The organism is Glycomyces rhizosphaerae (assembly GCF_042647865.1).
Taxonomy (GTDB): domain Bacteria; phylum Actinomycetota; class Actinomycetes; order Mycobacteriales; family Micromonosporaceae; genus Glycomyces; species Glycomyces rhizosphaerae.
In genome coordinates this window covers 139,263-160,231 of sequence record NZ_JBHRWO010000022.1, presented here as the reverse complement: position 1 = coordinate 160,231, position 20,969 = coordinate 139,263, and the positions used below count along the sequence as shown (strand labels likewise).

The 20,969-nt window shown below is 68.8% G+C and carries 17 protein-coding genes and 1 pseudogene; 12 read left to right on the top strand and 6 right to left on the bottom strand.

The features are described 5' to 3' along the window. Positions 1-101: 101 nt before the first annotated feature. Positions 102-329: a hypothetical protein gene (locus tag ACFO8M_RS26395; protein WP_387981037.1), complete on the bottom strand. Its 228-nt coding sequence runs from the start codon at positions 327-329 to the stop codon at positions 102-104. Between the two features lie 117 nt (positions 330-446). Beyond that, complete coding sequence (locus tag ACFO8M_RS26390; protein WP_387981036.1) at positions 447-2,303, bottom strand: DEAD/DEAH box helicase; 1,857 nt, start codon at positions 2,301-2,303, stop codon at positions 447-449. Between the two features lie 240 nt (positions 2,304-2,543). Here ACFO8M_RS26390 and ACFO8M_RS26385 point away from each other — a divergent pair, with 240 nt between their 5' ends. The 5 genes from ACFO8M_RS26385 (at position 2,544) to hpf (ending at position 7,770) form a co-directional block, all read left to right on the top strand. Then, positions 2,544-3,236: a ferritin-like fold-containing protein gene (locus ACFO8M_RS26385; protein WP_387981035.1), complete on the top strand. Its 693-nt coding sequence runs from the start codon at positions 2,544-2,546 to the stop codon at positions 3,234-3,236. A gap of 108 nt (positions 3,237-3,344) precedes the next feature. Further along, positions 3,345-4,637, top strand: a complete 1,293-nt coding sequence (locus ACFO8M_RS26380) for a peptidoglycan-binding domain-containing protein (RefSeq protein ID WP_387981034.1) — start codon at positions 3,345-3,347, stop codon at positions 4,635-4,637. After that, complete coding sequence (locus ACFO8M_RS26375) at positions 4,637-5,995, top strand: ABC transporter permease (protein WP_387981032.1); 1,359 nt, start codon at positions 4,637-4,639, stop codon at positions 5,993-5,995. Before ACFO8M_RS26380 ends, ACFO8M_RS26375 begins: the two co-directional genes overlap by 1 nt. 16 nt (positions 5,996-6,011) lie before the next feature. Beyond that, positions 6,012-6,653: a ComF family protein gene (locus ACFO8M_RS26370; RefSeq protein WP_387981030.1), complete on the top strand. Its 642-nt coding sequence runs from the start codon at positions 6,012-6,014 to the stop codon at positions 6,651-6,653. A gap of 442 nt (positions 6,654-7,095) precedes the next feature. After that, the gene (hpf, locus tag ACFO8M_RS26365; protein WP_387981028.1) at positions 7,096-7,770 is read left to right on the top strand and encodes a ribosome hibernation-promoting factor, HPF/YfiA family; all 675 of its coding nucleotides are present in this window, start codon (positions 7,096-7,098) and stop codon (positions 7,768-7,770) included. A 159-nt stretch (positions 7,771-7,929) separates the two neighbouring features. Here hpf and ACFO8M_RS26360 read toward each other — a convergent pair whose 3' ends face one another. The 3 genes from ACFO8M_RS26360 to ACFO8M_RS26350 all read right to left on the bottom strand — a co-directional run bounded on the left by ACFO8M_RS26360 (position 7,930) and on the right by ACFO8M_RS26350 (position 11,318). After that, a complete protein-coding gene (locus ACFO8M_RS26360; RefSeq protein ID WP_387981048.1) occupies positions 7,930-9,075 on the bottom strand; it encodes a L,D-transpeptidase in 1,146 nt (381 codons plus the stop codon). Between the two features lie 84 nt (positions 9,076-9,159). Then, a complete protein-coding gene (locus tag ACFO8M_RS26355; protein ID WP_387981027.1) occupies positions 9,160-10,128 on the bottom strand; it encodes a GNAT family N-acetyltransferase in 969 nt (322 codons plus the stop codon). Between the two features lie 68 nt (positions 10,129-10,196). Further along, a complete protein-coding gene (locus ACFO8M_RS26350; protein WP_387981025.1) occupies positions 10,197-11,318 on the bottom strand; it encodes a GNAT family N-acetyltransferase in 1,122 nt (373 codons plus the stop codon). A 427-nt stretch (positions 11,319-11,745) separates the two neighbouring features. Here ACFO8M_RS26350 and ACFO8M_RS26345 point away from each other — a divergent pair, with 427 nt between their 5' ends. The 3 genes and pseudogenes from ACFO8M_RS26345 to ACFO8M_RS26335 all read left to right on the top strand — a co-directional run. After that, positions 11,746-12,018 carry a zinc ribbon domain-containing protein gene (locus ACFO8M_RS26345; protein WP_387981047.1) on the top strand — a complete coding sequence of 91 codons (273 nt, stop codon included), beginning with the start codon at positions 11,746-11,748 and terminating at the stop codon, positions 12,016-12,018. Between the two features lie 179 nt (positions 12,019-12,197). Continuing rightward, positions 12,198-15,101 (top strand): preprotein translocase subunit SecA, encoded by a 2,904-nt coding sequence (gene secA, locus ACFO8M_RS26340; protein WP_387981023.1) that lies wholly within the window; start codon positions 12,198-12,200, stop codon positions 15,099-15,101. A 4-nt stretch (positions 15,102-15,105) separates the two neighbouring features. Continuing rightward, positions 15,106-15,486: pseudogene (locus ACFO8M_RS26335) on the top strand (DUF6912 family protein); the annotation flags it as partial. A gap of 47 nt (positions 15,487-15,533) precedes the next feature. On the opposite strand, the gene ACFO8M_RS26330 reads toward ACFO8M_RS26335, so the two are convergent. Beyond that, positions 15,534-16,463, bottom strand: coding sequence for a hypothetical protein (locus tag ACFO8M_RS26330; protein WP_387981021.1), 930 nt, complete (start codon positions 16,461-16,463; stop codon positions 15,534-15,536). A gap of 213 nt (positions 16,464-16,676) precedes the next feature. On the opposite strand from ACFO8M_RS26330, the gene pruA reads away from it, so the two are divergent. From pruA to ACFO8M_RS26310, 4 genes are all read left to right on the top strand, one after another. Next, entirely contained in the window at positions 16,677-18,302 is a 1,626-nt protein-coding gene (gene pruA, locus ACFO8M_RS26325; protein ID WP_387981020.1) for an L-glutamate gamma-semialdehyde dehydrogenase, read from the top strand. Positions 18,303-18,451: 149 nt separating this feature from the next. Further along, entirely contained in the window at positions 18,452-18,709 is a 258-nt protein-coding gene (locus ACFO8M_RS26320) for a hypothetical protein (protein ID WP_387981018.1), read from the top strand. Positions 18,710-18,786: 77 nt separating this feature from the next. After that, positions 18,787-19,086: a DUF397 domain-containing protein gene (locus ACFO8M_RS26315; RefSeq protein WP_387981016.1), complete on the top strand. Its 300-nt coding sequence runs from the start codon at positions 18,787-18,789 to the stop codon at positions 19,084-19,086. A 338-nt stretch (positions 19,087-19,424) separates the two neighbouring features. Further along, positions 19,425-20,969, top strand: coding sequence for a S8 family peptidase (locus ACFO8M_RS26310; protein ID WP_387981014.1), 1,545 nt, complete (start codon positions 19,425-19,427; stop codon positions 20,967-20,969).

Below are 20,969 nucleotides of genomic sequence, written 5' to 3'. Positions count from 1 at the left end.
CCCACGGATCTCGAAACCCATCGCAATCCCTTGTAGAACAAGGTGTTGCAACGACTCCTAGAACCCAAGGATGCCCGGCCGGGGCCGTTCGCGTTCGCGGGTCAGCCGGAGAGGAGGCCGACGATGAGGGCGGTGAACATGAGCGCCACGGTGATGAGGGTGAGCCACTGGGTGACGAGGCGGGCGCGCTGCTCGGCCACGTCGATCGCGGCGTGGTCCTGGTGCGGCAGCCGCCGGGGCTCACTGGGCAGGGCCACCGCCTCGACCCGCCAGCCGGGAGGCGGCGGGACGTTGACGGGCGGGCCGTCGTAATCCTTGCGGTCGCTCATGGGAAAAGCCTAGCGCCCGACACAGGACGCCCCGTGGGGTCGTGACGATCGCCGGTACGGAAACGGCTCGGGCCGTTGGGACCAATCGGTCCCAACGGCCCGAGCCGTTCGCTTTGCCTATTCGGCGCTTGCCGGGCGGTCGTTGCCTCCCGTGGGGCGGCGGCGACGGCGGCGCCTTCTTGCCGGGGCTTCGCCGTCGGCGTCGGACTCGGCGCGCGGGGCGCTGTCGGCGGCAGGCTTGGATTCACGCGGGGCTTTCGCCTCGGCGCCTTCGCCTTCGGTGCGGATGCGGCGGCGCTGGCGGCTGCGGGGGGCCGAGGCCTCGCCGCTGTCCGCCGCACCGTTCACGACCGAGCCGTTGTCGTCGACCGTGATGCGCTCGCTCGTGGCAGCGGGACGCTCGTCGCGTCCGCCGCCCGAACGGCCGCCGCCGCGGCGGTCGCTGCCGCCACGTCCACGGTCGCGGTCACCGCGGCCGCGGCCCTTGCCGCGAGAGGGCTTGCGGCTGTCGCCCTCGACGTTCTCCTCGCGCTCGGCGCTGAGACCGTCCCGCTTGCGCTGGTCGCTCGGCAGCGACGACGGTGCGCCCTCGGGGATGTCCAGGTCCGTGTAGAGGTGGTCGGAGGTGTGGTAGGTCTCCACCGGGTCGCCGAGGTCCAGGTTGTTGGCCTTGACGATGATCTTCCAACGCGGCAGGTCCTCCCAGGTCAGGAAGGTGACCGCGATGCCCGTCGCACCCGCGCGGCCGGTGCGGCCGATGCGGTGGACGTACGTCTCGGCCTCTTCGGGCGCGTCGTAGTTGATCACGTGGGTGATGTCGGGGACGTCGATGCCGCGGGCGGCCACGTCGGTCGCCACCAGCACGTCGATCTTCCCGGCGCGGAAGGCCCGCAGGGCCCGCTCGCGTGCGTTCTGACCCAGGTCGCCGTGGACCGAGCCGACCGCGAAGCCGCGGAAGTCCAGTTCGTCGGCGAGCTTCTGCGCGGCACGCTTGGTGCGGCAGAACAGGATCGTCAGGCCGCGCCCGCGGGCCTGGAGGATCCTGGCCGTGACCTCGACCTTGTTGAGCGCGTGGGTCATGTAGACCAGCTGGCGGGTGTTGTTGGCCGCTTCCTGGTCGGGCCCGGTCACGTCGGCGGCAACGGTCATCGGCCGGTGCATGTGGCGGCGCGAGAGCGACATGATCGTGTCGGGCATCGTCGCCGAGAACAGCATCGTCTGGCGCTCGGTCGGGAGGAGCTTCAGGATCTTCTCGACGTCCTCGGAGAACCCGAGGTCGAGCATCCGGTCGGCCTCGTCGAGCACGCAGTGCGCGATCTGGTCGAGCTTGATGTGCTTGGACTTGTGGAGGTCGAGGAGCCGGCCGGGGGTGCCGACGATGATCTCGACGCCCGCCTTGAGTGCGTCGACCTGCGGCTCGTAAGCGCGGCCGCCGTAGATCGGCAGGACCCGGATGCCGCGGGTCTTGCCCGCGTCCTCGAGGTCCCGCGAGACCTGGAGGCCCAGCTCGCGGGTGGGGACCAGGATCAGCGCCTGCGGTTTGCCGTCGGCGCCCTCCTCTGCGGAGATGATCCGGTCGATGATCGGCAGGCCGAACCCGAAGGTCTTGCCGGTGCCGGTAGGGGCGCGGCCGATGATGTCGGAACCGCGGAGGGCGATCGGAATCGCGTACTCCTGGATGGCGAAAGCCCGCTCGATCCCAAGCGCTGCAAGCGCTTCGACGGTCTCTTCCCTCACGCCCAGCTGGGCGAAGGTCGGCCCCTCGTTCTTGGGCCGGTCGTTGTTCACTTCGTTCACTCTGTTCACCTCGTGGCGGAGGACGTCACCAGATCCGGGGAACTCGGCGCCACATTCAGTCTCGTCATACAGCGGCGACGACCGCCGGATTCGGGAAGTCGCCGCTTCGCAGGAGCGGCTCGGCGCCTGGCGCCAGAACCGCATTCGAGGACCGCTCTCGCATCGCCGTGCTCGCATTGCCAACTAGAGGATTGCGAGCTTCGTCGAGGGGACTGCCACCTGGTGGCCGCGGTCGCTCCCGTCCATCGTACGCCCCGGAGACACCTCCGTCTCGGTGCGCCGCTGCGGTCAGGCCTCCAACGTGGGCGGACTCACCCGTTCGTGGCTGCGCCGACCTGCGAAGACGCGGATATCGGTCCGGTTCGCGACAAGCCCGTGAAGGCGAAGGCCACTCCGGGCCAGTGGTAACCTGCCCCCGTGTCCGAGACAACTGATCCCGCCGCGGAAACCGACGGCCCGGCCTCCGCCGCCGTTGCCCCCAGCCGCGAAGCCGTCATCGATCTGCTTGGGCTGCTTGCCCTCGGCGAACTGCTCGCGTTCGAGCGCATGGTCTACGACGCCCGCCTGGCCCCCGACCTCGGCCGTCGTGCCGCCCTCTCCGAAGCGGCGGTAGGTGAGATTCGCAACTACCGGCTCCTCGCCGACCGCTTGACCGAGCTCGGCGCCGACCCCGGCGAGGCGATGGCGCCGTTCAAAGAGGCCTTCCGCTCCTTCGACGCCTCCACCTCGCCCCGCGACTGGCTCGAAGCGCTCGTGAAGGTCTACCTCGGCGACGCCGTCGCCGACGACTTCTTCCGCGTCGTCTCCGCCGGCCTCGACGAGGCCGACCGCACCCTCATCGAGACCGTGCTCGCCGAGACCAGCGCCTCCGACCTGGCCGCCGAGGAGATCCGGGCCGCCGTCGAGGCCGACGCCTCCGTCACCGGCCGCCTGTCGCTGTGGGCCCGCCGCCTCGTCGGCGAGGGCATCAACCGCGCCCAGGGCGTGGCCGCCGCCAACGAGCGCCTCACCGCGATCATCGTCGGCGACGGCGGCAGCCTCGACGCCCTCCTGCGGCGCCTCACCCGGGCGCACCAGGACCGCATGAAATCGGTCGGCCTGAACAACTGAGGCCCCGCAGCCGAGACTGCTCCGCAAGTGGTGTTACCGAATCGAGATGATTTGGCCGCAACTTGATCCTTCGCTCCACGCGTCTTGGCAGCGGAGGAGGACACAAACATGCGGCTCACGAAAAGCCATGTCGTCAGCGGGGTTCTTGCCCTAGCGCTGCTCGGTGCGACCGGTACCGCCTGGTACTTCGCAGCGCAGGCGCGCACTCCGGCGCAGCGCGCCGAGGAGACGGCCGAACCCGATGACAGTGTGATCACCGTCCGGGTCGACCAGGACCAGCTGATCGACACACTCGATTTCGACGCGGTCCTCGACCGCACCGGGGACTTCCCCGTCACGGCCCCGGCCAACCCGCCCGAGGGGGTCGAGACCGCGCTGGCCTCGAAGATCCCGGTGGAGACCGGTGACGAGGTGAAGGCCGGCACGGTGCTGTTGGAAGTCTCCGGCCGCCCGATGATCGCCCTGGAAGGGGACGTGCCCGCCTACCGGGACCTCAAGGAGGGCGACTCCGGGCCGGACGTGGAGCAGCTCCAGCTGGCGCTCCAGCAGATCTACGGCACCCCCAAGACCGGCACGTTCGACGCCCGCACCGTCGCGGACGTCAAGAAGCTCTACGACCACGCCGGGTACGACCACCCGACGACCTCCGAGGAGACCGTCGAGGAGCCCCCCGCGGGCGACGACACCGAAGGCGAAGGGACTGAAGGCGACACCGAGGGCGAGGAGAACACCGGCGGCGGCCAGACCACCACTGTGGAGCGCGTGACCATGCCCGCCGCGGAGGTCGTGTTCCTGCCCGAGCTGCCCATGCAGGTCGGCAAGATCGAGGCCAAGCAGTCCGCGCCCGTCACCGGCACCGTCATGACCCTCGCCTCCGGCGACTGGAAGCTGGAGGCGGAGCTCGACGAGGCGACCGCCACGGAGCTCAACAAGCTCGGCGACGAAGCCGAGCTCGAGTTCGGCGACGGCCCCATGGAGGGCCAGGAGGTCGGCGCGTTCGAGCTCGAGAACCGCGAGGTCGAGGACACCGAGGGCGGCGGCATGTACGAAGGCGAGGAGGGGGAGACCCCCACGGTCGAGAAGACCTTCGCGGTCTTCGAGTTCGACGCCGACAAGGTCGAGGGCATCGACGACCTCGCCCCCGGCGAGGAGCAGGAGCTCACGCTCGTGCTCGCCCGCTCCGCCGAGGACGCGCTCATCGTCCCGCTCTCGGCCCTGTGGACCGACGCCGAGGACAAGACCATGCTCACCGTCCTCGAGGGCGAGGAGCAGACCGAGCGCCACGTCGAGGTGGCCGTCAGCCTGCGCCACGACGGCCGCGGAGTGGTCGAGCCCGTCGACGGCGAACTCGCCAAGGACGACGAGGTCGTGATCGCCTGGCGCGACCGAGGCAACGGCTGATGGCCCGCAGGCGCCGCAAGCCCGAGACCGACACCGAGCTCCTGGAGTACGTCTCCACAGGGGACGAAGCATCGGTCGCGGCCGAACCGCTCGGGCGCAAGGGCCGCAGGGCCGCCAAGAAGGCGGACAAGGCCGAACGCAAGGCCGTCAAGGCCGCGATACCGAAACGCCAGGGCCGCTTCGGGGTCCTGACCATGGGCATCGCCTACGAGGCGTTCCAGTCCCTGCGCGGGCGCTCGATGCGCACCTGGATGACCGCGATCGGCATCGCCCTCGGCATCGCGGCCACCGTTGCCACCGTGGGCCTCTCGTCCACCTCGGCCGCGGCGATCGCCGAGCGCTTCGACGCCACCGAGGCCACCCAGGTCACCGTCTCGTTCTCCAACAACATGCGTGACGCCGGCTTCGCGCCCACAATGGATTCGAGCGAGCGGGTGCGGAGCATCGCGGGCGTCGAGAACGCCGGGATCTTCTGCGCCTCAGGCGAAGAGCGGGCCGCCTCCCGCACCGAGTCCGCCGACTACGTGCGGGACGTGCCGGTCTTCGGCATGGAACCGGGCGCGATGGAGGCGTTCGGGTTCACGTTCAGCCAAGGCGGGGCCTTCGACCTCGGCCACGTGTCGCGCGACGACAAGGTCGCCGTCATCGACGAGTCCGCCGCCCGCGACCTCGGCTACTCCTCGCTCGAAGGCGGACCGATGGTCTACCTCGACGGCGAGGAGTACGCCCTCATCGGCGTCTACACCGCTCCTGAAGGCGAAGCCAAGCTCACCGGCGCCGTGATCATCCCGCCGACCCCCTGCATGACCGCCGACCCCGAATACGGCGCCGCCGAGGTCTTCATCCGCACCGACCTCGGCGCGGCCGACAAGGTCGCCGACACCGCCCCGACCGCGGTCTTCCCCGAAGGCGCCGAGAACCTCTCGGTCTCCAAGCCCTCGGACCTCCGCAGCTTCCGCAAGGGCGTCGAGAACGAGATGCAGGCCCTCCTGCTCGGCCTCGCGGGCGTCTCGCTCGTCATCGGCGCCGTCTCCGTCTCCAACACCGCGCTCGTCTCGGTCATGGAGCGCCGCAGTGAGATCGGCCTGCGCCGAGCCGTCGGCGCCGCCCGGCGGGCGGTCGCCATGCAGTTCGTGTGGGAGTCGACGCTCATCGGCCTCATCGGCGGTCTCTTCGGCACCGTGCTGGGCGTGAACGTCACCGCGATCGTCTCGCTCTACCGGGACTGGCAGATCGTCGTCGACCCGATGCTGTTCGGCGCCGGACCCGTCATCGGAGCCGTCGTCGGCGTCGTCGCCGGCGTCTACCCGGCCTGGCGCGCCAGCCGCATCCCGCCGGCGGTCACCCTCCGGGCCTGAGACTCGTTAGTCCCCGGTGAACGTCGCCGAGGACGCCCGGAACCTGTTCCTGCCCGCCGCCTGCGCCTCCTGCCGGAGCGCGCCGGCGGCGGGCACCGGTCTGTGCGCCGACTGCGCCGCCGACCTGCTCGCCCTCCGCCCGATCCTCGCCACCCCGGCCGTGCGCGCCGCGCCGCCAGTGGTCGCCGGCGGGCCCTACGCCGGGGCGCTCGCCGAGGCCCTCAACGAGTACAAGGAGCGGTCCCGCCGCGAACTCGCCCCCGCACTCGGCGGTCTCCTGGGACGCGCGCTCGCGGTCGTCACCGCCGAGGTCCCGAACGCCCTGCTCGTCCCGATCCCGCCCACCCGCGCCGCCCGCCGCTCCCGCGGCTTCGACCACGTGGCGACCGCGTGCGCGGGCCTGGGGGACCTGCGCTCCTGCCTGCGTGCGAGGGCCCGCCCCGACTCGGTCGGCCTGACCCCGGCCCAGCGCGCCGCCGCGGCCCGGAAGAGCCTCCACGCCGTCCCGCGCCGCACTGCGGCGCTGGCGGCGACCGCCCGCCCCGTGGTCCTCGTGGACGACATCGTGACCACCGGCGCCACGTTCGCCGCCGCGGCCGCGCTCCTGCGCGAGGCGGGCATCCGAGTGCCCGCCGCGATCGCGGTCGCCGCCGCATGAAAGGGGCCAATGTGGTTCACGTGGCGATACCGGCGGGTACCCCTCCAGGTGTCCGCTCCACCGATTTACGGCTCGCAAGCTTCGCCGAGACTGCGACAACCCGAAGTACGCCGCTTCGGCCGTGAATGCGAAGAGTTGTCTCGGGTCCGCCGATATTCGCGCGGGCGCGCCCATTCGCATTGGAGAATTCCGGTAGCCGAAGGGTCGACTTTCGGTGAGCTAAGGGATAGTCTCGAAATCTCAGATCGGTAAAGAGACGACAGAGGCCAGATGGCTCAAAGGTGAACGCCCCCAGTTCCAGAGGTGCGGAATCCCAGTTCGTCCCACCCGTGAGAGGAGGTCGCTCCATCCGCCGTACCGGACCATCGGCTCCGGACCCAGCACGCACAACTTCGTCCGCATCGCCGCCGCGTAGCGCGGGATGCACCTGGGAGGTTCAGAGGTGGACATCGTCGTCAAGGGCCGCAACGTGGAAGTTCCCGACCACTACCGCGAGCTCGTCGAGGAAAAGATCGAATCCAAGATCGCCAAATACCTCGCCCGTTACGACGGGGAAGCGATCGACATCGACGTCGAGCTCTATCACGAGCCGAATCCCCGGCAGGCCGACCACGCTCAGCGAGTGGAGATCACCTGCCGTCCTAAGGGGACTGTCATGCGCGCCGAGGCCTGCGCCGGAGACTTCCGGTCCGCTTTCGAACTCGCTGTGACCAAGCTCGGGCACCAGCTCCGCAAGAACACCGACCGCAAGCGCGTCCACCGAGGTGGGACCAAGGCCCCGATGTCGGTCGCCGAGGCGACCTCCAACGGCAACGGCAACGGCAAGCTCAACGGCGGCACCCTGCTCGCCGAGCCCGCCGTCAAGGACGCCGCCGCCGCGCACTTCATCTCCGAGGACGTCGACCACTTCGACGGCCTCGTCGAGGACCACCTCCCGGGCCGGATCGTCCGCGAGAAGATCCACCCCGGCGAGCCGATGACCGTCGACGACGCCCTCCAGAACATGGAGCTGGTCGGACACGACTTCTACCTGTTCCACGACAAGGAGAGCGGACGCCCCTCCGTCGTCTACCGCCGCCGGGCCTTCGACTACGGCCTGCTGCGACTCGACCTCTAGCCGGAACGCCTCGGCGCCGCACACACCGGCGCCGATGAAGAGGGGGGACTTTCCTCTTCGGTCCGGATGTTGTTGAGGGGTGGCATCCAGACCAGACGAGGCCCCGGGCGCAAGCCCGGGGCCTCGATCGATGTTCACTCTGGTGAAGGAACGCGCGGCCTAGAGAGCCGAGCCTTCCTTCCACTCGTCGTACGACATCACCCAGTAGCCCCAGCCGTTGTCCCACGGCATCTCGCGCGGGGAGCCCTCGACCTCGACCGGGTCGCCGCGCTGGGCCATGTTGTAGAACCACTCGGCGTCCGACTCGCTGGCGTTCAGGCAGCCGTGCGAGAGGTTCGCCGATCCCAGGCTGCCGTTCCACGGGGCGCCGTGCACGAACTCGCCGGAGGCGTTGATGCGGGTAGCCCAGTTGACGTCGGTCGAGTAGTAGCCCTCGTCGCCCTCTTCCTTGCCGGGGGAGACCATGGTCTTCTTCGCGAACTTCTCCATCACCAGGTGGGTGCCCGTGGCGGTGTAGTACTCGAACTCCTCGCCGGAACCGCCGCTGATCGGCATCTCCTTGGCGACCTCGCCGTCGACCTCGACGGTCATGGTGTGGGTGTCCAAGTCGGCGTAGGAGATCTGCGACTCGCCGATGACCATCTCGGCGGTGTAGTCCTCGCCGCCCCACGTGTCGTCGCCGAGGAACTCGCCCTCGAAGTCGGCGGTGAACGTGACGGTCTGGTGGCCGTCCCAGTACTCCTTGGTGCGGTAGATCACCTGGTTGTCGCTGATCCAGCGCCAGGCGCCCTCGTGGCCCTTCTCGGACTCGACGATGAGGTGCTTCTCGACTTCGGCCCGGTCGGGGGCGTCCTCGGTGAACGTGACGATGATCGGCGCGCCGACGCCGACCTCTTCGCCCTCGGCCACCGGGGTGACGTCGGCGACCTCGAAGCCCGAGCTCTCCTTCGCCTCAGTGGTGAACTGCTGCTCGAACTCGGTGACGGTGCCGTCGGAGCTGACGGCCTTCGCGACGACCGTATGGGTCGAACCGGCGTCGAGGATCCCCTCAGAGGTCCACGTCGTCAGATCCTCCGAGAACGAGCCGTTGATCGTCTCGGAGCGGTCAGAGGTGACATTGACCTCTTCGAGGATGCCGTCCACCACCGAAAGGGTGAACGGCGCGGCCGGATCCTGCGCCTCGGCAAGCGCGTCCATTGTGACTTCGGGAACGATCGGGGCCGGCGTGAACGTCCCGGTCTGGGGCGCGGCGCAGGCCCCCGCCATGAGCAGCAGGGTCAGCACCGCCAACGCGCGCACGGGCATGAGCTTCAAAGGGTGTTCCTCCACAAGGCGAAGTGACTCAATCACTATATCCTCGACGCCTGACGCCACCCCTTGGGTTGCACGTCAATCGCTACTTAGTGAAGCCCACAACAATGTGTCCCTCCGGCGGCCCGCGAGCGTGGGCAGACCGCCCCGCTCGACCCCTTCCAGGCGGAATCCCGCGCGGCGCAGCACCGCCTGCGAAGCCGTGTTGTGCACATCGGTCCCCGCCCACACGCGATCGAGACCGACCTCACTGAAAGCCCACCGGCGCACCAGCCGCACCGCGCGTGTCGCGTACCCGCGCCCGCGCGTCTCGGGACGAAGGTCATAGCCGATCATCCCGGAGCCGACCACGCGTGCCACGTCGTAGAGCCCGATCGTGCCCTGATAACCGGATCCGTCGTCGATCACCATGAGCGCGCTGCGCCCTCGCAGCCAGTCGATCGCCGCCCGCCACTCGCAGACCTCGCGGGCCTCCACGATGCTCGGCGGCAGCGGTAGGACCGCGCCCGCGTAGACGTCCGGCCGGGAACGGTGCCGAAAATGCGCCTCGAAATCGTCAACGGCCAGGGGCCGCAGCGAGATCAGATCGTCCTGCAGCACCCCGCCCGGCAGGTCCGGCAGCACCCGCGGCGTAGGACCCGGCCCGTCGATCGGCAGCAGCCCGAGCATCAGCCCCTCGGTGCCGTCCCAGGCCCCGCCGCGCGCCACGCCGCCGTCGGGCCGGAACCCGGCGCGCATGGCCGACCGGATCGCGGCCTGGTCGCGCACCGGCGGCCGCACCTCGATGCGCCGCGCGCCGGAGGCGAACAGCCCCGGCGCGGCCGCCCGCAGCATCAACGCCGCCAGATGCTTGCCGCGGCGCTCGGGGGCGACCCAGAACCGGACGTTCACGACGTCGGTGCCCTCGAAGCCCAGCGCGCCCCAGACCGCCTCGCCTTCGGGCCCCACTGCGATCGCGTCGGGCGCGAATCCGCAGTCGACTTTCGCGTCCTCGGGCGCCGCGCGCAGTGAGAACGCCGCCGACTCGACGGGCTCGAAGAAATACACGCCATCAGACAAGCAGGGACGACACCGTTCCGTCAACCGTTCCCGGAATGCGATTCAGGTCCCGGGCCTCAGCTCAAGTCTTCGGGGAGGAGGCTGCCGACCCAGGAGTCGAGGCGGCCGTCGGCGCCGTGCGGGATCCGCCTGCGCGTGCCCTCGATCGCGAACCCGACCTTCTCGGCGACACGCCGCGAGGCCTCGTTGCCGACGACCGCGCGCCACTCGATCCGCTCCAGGCCCAACTCCTCGAAACCGAGTCGGCACAGCCGCCGGGACGCCGCAGTCATCCAGCCTCGGCCGCGCGCCCACGGCGAGCAGAAGTAGGCCAGCTCGGCCTCGCCCAGCGCGCCCAGCGACAGCTCGACTGAACCGCAATACCGATCCGCATCGTCCGCGAGCACGAAGAGCACGGTCTCGCCGCGCTCCCAGCGCTGGCGGCAAATGCCGAACCACCAGTCGGCGTCCGCGCGCTCGTAGTGCTTCGGCAGGTCCACCCACCGCTGCGTGAGTTCGTCCGCGCAGCTCGCCGCGAGGTCGTCCAGGTCCGTCTCGCGGATCTGACGCAGCCGCAGGCCGGTCGCGTCGGTCTCGAGCTCCTGCCGTTCGGCCATGAAGAACCCGGCCTGCTTCTTGAGGATCTCGTAGCCTCCGGGCGGGTTCTCGCGCCCGCGGACCTCGCCGGGCAGGACGCCGCCGACCCAGCAGTCCTTCGACTCCCCGCGTTGGTAGACGCCGTTGCGGGCGATGCCCTCGACGGTGAAGCCGGTGCGGATCGCGGCGAGCCGCGACGCGTGGTTGCCGACGATCGCGTCCCAGGCGATGCGCTTGGCGCCGAGGTTGTCGAACCCGAACTGCACGGCCGCGCGGATCGCCCGCTGCGCGACCCCGCGGCCCCGCGCCCACGGCGCGGTCACGTAGGTGATCGTCGACTCATAGGGGAAGGACTTCGTGAGCGCCATCGAGCCGACCAGCGAGCCGTCCTCGTCCTCGACGGCCCAGCGGGGGTTCCCCGCCTGCCAGTGGCGCTCCTGCAGCCACACGAAGCGCTCGCGGGCCGTGCCGGCCCACGGCAGCGGCATCACGAGGAAGCGCTCGATGAGCGGGTCGGCGTAGATCCGGGCCAGATCGGGCATGTGCCGCTGCTCCCACGCGACGAGTCGCAGGCCGTCGGCGCGGAGGGTGACGGGTTCCATCCCTCGATTCTCGCAGGGAACTTCGCTCCCCTGGAAGGGGGGAATGTGAGCCCCTGCGAAGTGGAGCGAAGCTGCTAGTCCTTCTGTGCTTGACCGCGTTCGTAGTCGGACACCGCGCGTTTCAGCAGGTGCACTAGTTGCGCGTTCATCGAGCGAATGTGCCCGGCTGTGGTCAGGTCCGGTTCCGCTTTTCCAAGGGCCGGGGCCTGCCGGAGGCCAAGGCCGCGAAGATCAAGGCCAAAGAGGCGGCTCGGCGCCGCGACTGGGTTGAGAAGACCTCGACGATGCTCCCGACCGAGTTCGATACGATTCGGTTCGAGAAGCTGAACATCAGGAACATGACCAGCTCGGCCAGAGGCAAAGCGGTCGAGCCGGGCCGGAGCGTCGCTGCCAAGGCTGGTCTCAACCGGGCAATCCTGGCTCAGGGCTGGGGCCGGTTGCGGCGACGCACCGAGCAGAAGGCCCCGGCCGGGTCGAGGACGTCCCTGCCCCCTACACCAGTCTGCGTTGTTCTCACTGCGGATGGATCGAGAAGGACTCGCGCAAGAGCCAAGCCGAGTTCTCCTGCGTTTCCTGCGGGTACGAGTGCAACGCCGATATCAACGCAGCTATCAACATCGCGGCAGGACAGGACAGGGCGGGGCACCTCGCTCCCGGCGATCAGCCGGTGTCGGAGGGGCGACCCCGATGCATCGGGTGAGCGTCCGTGAACCTCAACCAGCGATGGTTGGAATCCCCTCCCTCTAGGGAGGGGAGGATGTCAAAGGGTCCGATTGTGCCCCCACCAACGGGCATCGGGGCCAGCCGCCGACGACGCGTACTATTGACCGGGAAATCCACCCGATTTGGCCGAGACGTTGCTGTGGGAGCTGATCTTCCGTGTCGTTGTTCGAGAAGGTACTGCGAGCCGGCGAGGGCCGTGCGCTCAAGCGGCTCAATGCGATCGCCGACGCGATCGACTCCTTGGAAGATGAATACGAGTCGATGACCGACGCGGAGCTCCGCGCGCTCACCGACGAGTACAAGGAGCGCCTGAAGGACGGGGAGACCACCGACGACCTCCTGCCCGAGGCGTTCGCCACCGTCCGCGAGGCCGCCAAGCGCGTCCGCGGGATGCGGCACTACCACGTGCAGCTCATGGGCGGCGCGGCCCTGCACCAGGGCAACATCGCCGAGATGAAGACCGGTGAGGGCAAGACCCTCGTCTCGACGCTCCCGGTCTACCTCAACGGGCTCACCGGCAAGGGCGTCCACCAGGTCACCGTCAACGACTACCTGGTGCGACGCGACGCGGAGTGGATGGGCGAGATCCACCGCTTCCTCGGCCTCACCGTCGGCGTCGTGCTCCCGGGCGAGGGCTCGGAGAAGCACCGCGAGGCCTACAACTGCGACATCACGTACTCCACGAACAACGAGCTGGCGTTCGACTACCTGCGCGACAACATGACCAGCTCGGCCGACAACCTCGTGCAGCGCGGCCACCACTTCGCGCTCGTCGACGAAGTGGACTCGATCCTCGTCGACGAGGCCCGCACCCCGATCATCATCTCCGGCCCCGCCGAGCACACCCCGCGCTGGTACAAGGAGTTCGCGGAGATCGTGCGCTCGATGAAGCGCGACGAGCACTACGAGGTCGACGAGGGCAAGCGCACCATCGCGATCACAGAGTCGGGCGTGGCCCGTGTCGAGGACCGCCTGGGCATCGAGAACCTCTACGACTCGGTGAACACCCCGCTGGTCGGCTACCTCAACAACGCGATCAAGGCGCACGAGCTGTTCGAGCGCAACCGCGAGTACATCGTCTCCGAGGACAAGGAAGTCCTCATCGTCGACGAGTTCACCGGCCGCGTGCTGCCGGGCCGCCGCTTCAACGAGGGCATCCACCAGGCCATCGAGGCGAAGGAAAAGGTGGACATCAAGCAGGAGAACCAGACCTTCGCCACCACCACCCTGCAGAACTACTTCCGCATGTACGACAAGATCGGCGGGATCACCGGTACGGCCCAGACCGAGGCCGCCGAGTTCAACAACGTCTACGGCATGGGCGTCATCCCGATCCCGACGAACCGGCCGATGATCCGCAAGGACCAGTCGGACGTCATCTACAAGACCGAGGAAGCCAAGTTCCAAGCGGTCGTGGACGACATCGCCGAGCGCCACGAGACCGGCCAGCCGGTGCTCGTCGGCACCGTCTCGGTCGAGAAGTCGGAGATGCTCGCGAACTTCCTGAAGAAGCGCGGCATCCCGCACAACGTGCTCAACGCGAAGAACCACGCGCGCGAGGCCGACATCATCGCCCAGGCGGGTCAGCGCGGCGCCGTCACCGTGGCCACCAACATGGCCGGTCGCGGCACCGACATCATGCTCGGCGGCAACCCCGAGTACCTGGCCGCTTCGGACCTGCGTGCGCGCGGGGTCGACGAGGCCGACGAGGAGACCTATTCGGTCGCTTGGGCGGAGGCCCTCGAGAAGTTCGAGGAGACCACCAAGGCCGAGGCCGAGGACGTCAAGGACGCCGGCGGGCTCTACGTGCTGGGCACCGAGCGGCACGAGTCGCGGCGCATCGACAACCAGCTGCGCGGTCGCGCCGGGCGCCAGGGCGACCCGGGAGAGTCGCGGTTCTACCTGTCGCTCTCCGACGACCTGATGAAGCGGTTCAACGCCGATGCGGTGCGCGCCATGATGAACCGGCTGCGCGTGCCCGATGACGTCCCGATCGTCTCGAAGCTCGTGTCCCGCCAGATCGAGTCGGCGCAGTCGCAGATCGAGGGCCACAACGGCGAGATCCGCAAGAACGTCCTCAAGTACGACGAGGTCATGAACAACCAGCGCACCGTCATCTACGACGAGCGGCGCAAGGTGCTCAACGGCGAGGACGTCTCCGAGCAGATCGGGCACTTCATCGACGACACGCTCGAGGCCTATGTCGCGGGTGCGACGACCGACGGCTACGCCGAGGACTGGGACCTGGACGAGCTGTGGAGCGCGTTCAAGCAGCTCTACCCGATCCAGTTGAGCCACAAGGACCTCGTGAAGAAGGCCGGCGGTCGCTCCGAGCTCGACGCCGAGACGCTCCTGGCCGCGGTGAAGGAGGACGCGCACGCCGTCTACGCCACCCGCGAGGAGGAGTTCGGCGAGGAGATCCTCCGCAAGTTGGAGCGGCGCGTGCTGCTGCAGACGATCGACCGGAAGTGGCGCGAGCACCTGTACGAAGTGGACTACCTCAAGCAGGGCATCAGCCTGCGGGCGTACGCGCAGCGCGACCCGGTGATCGAGTACCAGCGCGAGGCCTTCGACATGTTCCAGACGATGCTCGACGGCATCAAGGAGGAGTCGGTCCGGTTCCTCATGAACGCCGAGCTGAAGCCGAAGACCGAGGGACAGGCGGAGCCGGAGGCTCAGATCCGGGGCCTGGAGCCGCTGAAGAAGCCGGAGATGCTGCTGCAGTCGGCGCCGTCGATCGACGGCGCGGACGGTTCGGGTGCGGTGCACCAGGAGCAGACGACCGAGGACGGTGCGGTGTTCAAGCGCCCGCCGAAGCCGGTTCCGGGCCAGAAGCGTGCGGTGAAGCGCACCCCGGGCGCGGGTTCGAAGGGCGCGGCGAAGGTCGCCCCGAAGTCGGCCCGCTCCAGCGGTCCGCGCAAGGCCTCGACGGCGCCTCCCGCGCAGCAGGCCAATCCCGGTCAGCGTCATTCCGAGAAGGTCGGGCCGAACGAGCTCTGCCCGTGCGGTTCGGGCAAGAAGTACAAGCGCTGCCACGGCGCGCCCGGTGCCGCAAACTAAGGGCATGACGCGAATCTACGTACCCGCGAACGCGGAGATGCTGGCTCGCCTCGCCGCTGACGGCGAGGTGAAGCCGGTGTCGGTCGTCCACACGGTGACGGCCTGGCTCGAGCGCGAGGCGCCCGGTGCCGATGTTGAAGATCTGGAGTACACGGCGTTCTTGGACGCGGCGATGACTTCGGTCGCGCTACTCGCGGGTCAGCCCGCGAGGCGCGTGGTGATCTCCGCTGACGTCCCCGACGACCTGGTGTCAGCGCAGTCCGAGGGCACCGCCGCCGATTTCGACGGCAGCGTGAAGCTGAAGAAGGCCGCGGCGATCCACATGGACGACGCGTCGGCCGCCGAGGAGATCGCCGCCGAGCTGGCCTCGGATGAGCCGGACCTCGCGGCGATCGAGTCGAACGTGCTCGACTGGTATGCGCCCTCGGAGCTTCAGGAGCTCTTGGCGGCCTTGGCCTTAGGGGCCTTGGGAATCAGCAGCCCGAAGGCGAGGACGGCGCAGAACGCTCCGGCGAACATCGCGGTCATCGACCCGTTGTACTGCCACTGGAAGCTGAGGGCCAGGAACGCCGAGTCGAGCGGCGAGACCTCGTCCAGGCCCGTGTTGAGGAGCACCTCGACGCCGATCTGGGCGATGACCGTGGAGGCCAGCCAGATGCCGCCGGGGATCGCCCCGGCGACCAGGTGCCCGAGGAGCTTCACTCCTGCCTGCTTCCTGCGCAGGTAGAGGAACGCGCAGATGCCGCAGGCGAGCCCGGCGATGAACGGGATGGCCCTGCCGAGCGCGCCGTACTGGTCGAGCGGGTCCGAGAAGAGGCTCACCGAGGAGGACTCGAAGATGCCTCGCGCGTACATCAGCACCAGGAGCAGCAGGGTCGCGTTCAGGCCGGCGACGACGGTGACGCCGCGCCTCGGCAGCGAGAAGAGCCCGCCGATGATCGCCGAGCCGAGCAGCACGAGCGCCAGGATGAGCGCGATCGAGGCGTCGACGGCGAAGCTCGCGTAGGCGACGGCCGCGGCGGCGAGCCCGACGATCGTGAAGCCGAGCGCGGCGGTGGCCCGCTTCGGCCCTTTGAGCAGCCGCGGCGTGACGACGCCCGCGACCGCGCCGGCGAAGGCGGCGATGATGATGGGGCTGAACAGGCTGTGCGCCAGGATCACGATGCCGGTGTCGTCGAGCCCGTCGGTCATGCCGGTGGCGCGGTAGAGCGAGTAGACGACGCCGCCGAGCGAGAGGGCGGCGGCGACGCCGAGCACCCAGAGCGCGACGCGGCCCGGTCGGACCTCGGTCGGGGCGGCGCTGGTCTCGGCCGCCGCTTCGGTTTCCTGCTCTGGCGCCTGTGCTCCCTGCGTTTCAGTCACCCGCCCAGGGTACGTACTGCGTTCCCGGGGCATTCCTGCGGAGCCGCGAGTGTGGGCTGCGCGAATCGGTGCCCTGTCGGACCGGGTTTTGTTTGTATCGCAGCAGGTCGCGGGCCTCGAACTGTGCGAGGATGGCGGCAGAGCGGCACATCTTGTAGCCTACTGATCAAAGTCATTAAATCGAAGTAGCCATCGAATCATTGGGAGGGCGCGATGGACGCCTTGTTTACGGTCCCCACTCCGGAGAACGAACCGGTCAATTCATACGCACCTGGCACTCCTGAGCGCGAAAGCCTCCAGAAGAAGCTCGCCGAACTCGCCGGCACCCAGCTCGAACTCGACCTCAACCTCTCCGGCGAGTGGCGGCGCGGCACGGGTGCCGAGATCAAGGTGGTCCAGCCGCACAACCGCGCCCACGTCCTCGGCGTCACCCGCGAGGCCACCCGCGGCGAGTGGTCCGAGGCGGTCGCCGCGGCCAAGGCCGCCCGCCACGACTGGATCCGCACCGACTTCGCCGACCGCGCCGCGATCTTCCTGCGTGCCGCCGAGCTCATCGCCGGACCGTACCGCGACGTGCTCAACGGCGCGACCATGCTGGGCCAGTCGAAGACCGCGACGCAGGCCGAGATCGACGCCGCGTGCGAGCTCATCGACTTCCTCCGCTTCAACGTCAGCTTCGCCGAGGGCATCTACCGGCAGCAGCCGAACTCCTCCAAGGGCCTGTGGAACCGCACCGACCACCGGCCCCTCGACGGGTTCGTCCTGGCGATCACCCCGTTCAACTTCACCGCCATCGCGGGGAACCTCCCGACGGCCCCGGCGCTCATGGGCAACACCGTCGTGTGGAAGCCCTCGCCGACCCAGCAGTTCGCGGCGCACTTCATCATGAAGGTGCTCCTCGAGGCGGGCCTGCCCCACGGCGTGATCAACATGGTCACCGGCGTGGGCGAGCACAGCGAGGCCGCGCTCCTCGACCCCGACCTCGGCGGCATCCACTTCACCGGCTCCACCAGGACCTTCCAGCACCTGTGGCAGACGGTCGGCCAGAACATCGCCGGGTACCGCACGTACCCGCGCCTGGTCGGCGAGACCGGCGGCAAGGACTTCATCGTCGCCCACCCGAGCGCGGACCTCCAGTCGCTCGCCGTGGCGATGGTGCGCGGCGCGTACGAGTACCAGGGCCAGAAGTGTTCGGCGCTCTCGCGCAGCTACGTCCCGGCCTCGCTGTGGAAGAACGGCCTCCGCGACGCGGTGGTCGGCATGACCGAGGACATCGGCTACGGCGACGTCACCGACTTCTCGCACTTCGGCGGCGCCGTGATCGACGGGCGAGCCTTCGCCAAGCACACCGCGCTCTTCGAACGCCTGCAAGGCGACGCGAAGGCCACCGTTCTCACCGGCGGCACCGCCGACGACTCGCAGGGCTTCTTCGTGCAGCCCACGCTCATCGAGTCCACCGACCCGACGCACGAGCTGTTCACCGACGAGTACTTCGGGCCGATCAACGGCGTCTACGTCTACGACGACAACGACTTCGACGCGGTGGTCCGCCAGGCCGCCGACATCGCGCCCTACGCCCTCACCGGCGCGGTCTTCGCCACCGACCGGGCCGCGATCGCCCGCGCCAGCGAGGAACTCCGTTACGCCGCAGGCAACTACTACATCAACGACAAGCCCACCGGCGCCGTCGTTGGCCAGCAGCCCTTCGGCGGTTCTCGCGGCTCGGGCACCAACGACAAGGCCGGCTCCTGGCAGAACCTCGTCCGCTGGGTCAGCCCGCGCTCCATCAAGGAGAACTTCCTCCCGCCCACCGACTACCGCTACCCCCACCAGGGCTGACGGACGGCTCGCAAGCACTCTTGGCGAAGCTTGCGAGCCATGAATTGGCATCGCTGAGGCTGGCCGACGCCACCGCAGACGAGGGGCCCGGACCGAACGGTCCGGGCCCCTCGTCTGCGCGAGGACGGTTGGTGCGAAATGCTCTTGGAATGACTGTCATGGTGACTATCGAAGTGCCGGTCGAGCTGCGAGACCGCATTGTGAACCTGGCAAGCCGCCAACACATCACGATGGTCGAGGTCCTGAGGCGCGCAATCGAAACCGCCGAAACCGAGGCGTTCTGGTCCGAGGTTCGGGCAACGATGGGTACACCCGAAGCGCGAGCGGATCTCCAACGGGAAACCGACCTGCTGGAGGGAACCCTTCGCGATGGCCTCGAACCGGAGGACTGGAGCGAATACGAGTGAGATGGCGAATGCTCGGGCTGCACTGACTGCGGTGAGGGCCCTCGATCGCTCGGCTCGGGCCCTTTTATGCTTGGGCCATGACGAAGCGTGAGCACCCGCTCAAGGGCGAATTCGACACTGCCACCGCCCGTTGGGAACGCACCACCCACGAGGACGGGACGCCCGCCGCGCTCGAGATCGGCTACGCCGACAACGGCCTGGTCGCCCTCCGCATGGCCGAGGACCCCGAAGGCGACATCCTCATCTACACCCCGTCCGAGTGGGAGGCCTTCGTCGACGGCGTCCGCGACGGCGAGTTCGACATCGAGACCTGGGACGACGAGCCCATCGTCGAGATCATCGAAGACGATGAGGAAGACGCGCCCGCGAACAAGTAATCCACAGGGCCACAACCGAATCCGAGACCTCACGACCGCGCCGGCGCTTTCGATCGCCCGCGCGGTCGTTCGGCTTTCATACATGTTGTAGATGTGCCAACTTCAAAATCCCCGAGCGTCCGAGTATCCGAACGGACTCGGCGGTCTCTTCCCTGGTGAATGACGTGATACCCGTCCAGCCCGTGGCGTTCACGGCATTCCGGGCTTGAGTGCCTCCCGACCTATCGGCGCTACGCGTGAACCCTGCGCGTGGCGATGGGCGAGGAGAATGGATCGCGAAGGATCCCCCTCCTCACCGAACAACCGAATAGACCCCCGAGACAAGCAGAGGAGCTCCCATGCGATTGGTGTTCGCCGATCACGAACCCCATCTGAAGCCCAACCCCCGTCGCGACCACATGAGCGGCGTGCCCGAGCTGTCCTACTCCACGCTGGACCGCCACGGCGGCCGCGTCCTGGCCCCCGGCCAGGTCGTCCGCACTGCGGGCCAGTCCGCCCCGGTCGGGACCATCTACCGGTACGACCGTCTGCTCGTGGACGAGTCGGTCATCCACGACGACGAGGCCCGCCGCCGTCTCGAAGGTGCCGTCCGCCCGTCGGGCATGTCGCTGGAGAGCCAGGCCGCGAGCGCCATCGTCACCGGCCAGGGCCCGTACCGCGTTCCGGTCGTGAGCACTCACGGCGATCAGGCCGGCGTCGACGCCTGGTCCCTACTCCAACGGCTGAAGACTGACACCAGCGATGAGAGCCTCCCGGAGGACCTGCTCGCCAAGGTCCGCTTGGAGCACCTGATGATCTGCTCCAAAGGCGGCGGCCCCAGTGTCGGCACCGGCGAGCCCCCGATCGGTGGCGGCCACCGCTTCTCGCTCGGCCGCGTCCCAGTCGACATGGTCGCCCCGATGCCCGAACGGAGGAAGCTCGACCGGCGTCTCCGCGTTGCCATGTTGGACACGGGTGTCCCTAGTGGTCACCCCGCCTTCGACATCTCTGACCGGACGGAGAGCAAGGACACCTTCGTGGTCGTCGACCACGCCTTCCAGACCAGACTCGGCGAGCACAACGACTCGCCCGCGCCGCCCCTCGACGACCCTTGGGACGGCCCGGTCCACGAGCCGACCCTTATCGGCGAAGTCGCCAGCCACTTCGGTCACGGCACCTTCATCACCGGGTTGCTGCGTCAGATGTCCCCGGACGTCCAGGTCTACTCGCTGCGGGTGGTCCACAATGACGGGCTCTCCTACGAACACGAGATCATCGGCGCGCTCCACCATGTCGCGGACCAGGTCGAAGCAGCTCGTGCGGGCGACGCCGAGGCTTTCGCGGTGGACGCGGTCGTTCTCGCGACAGGCTATGTGGACGAATCCGCCGACGACATCCCGGGCGGCTGGATGGGTGGTGCGGTGGACCGGCTGGCCAAACTGGGCATCCCGGTGGTCGCTGCCGCCGGTAACCAGTCCTCAGACCGGCCGTTCTACCCCGCGGCTTATGCGGCGCACGAGCAGCCCCAGAACGCGGCGCCGATCCTGAGCGTTGGGGCGCTGAACCCCAACTTGGAGATCGCGATGTTTTCGAACGAGGGCCCGTGGGTCTCGTGCTACGCCACCGGGGCCGGGTTGGTGAGCACGTACCCGTGCGAGGCCGAGGGTTCGCTGGAACCCGAGCGCCGATCGAAGTCCACCATGCGGAACCGCTTTCGCGAGAGCTACGACTTCGACGACTTCTCCTCCGGTTACGCGGTCTGGAGTGGCACCTCGTTCGCGGCCCCGGTCGCAGCAGCGTACCTGCTGAATGCAATGTCGGAGTCCGGCGTGGAAGAGGTTCAAGATGCGGTCAAGGCGGCCGAGCGCGCGCACGCGGCGCTAACGCGGCTGAAGAGTCGCTAG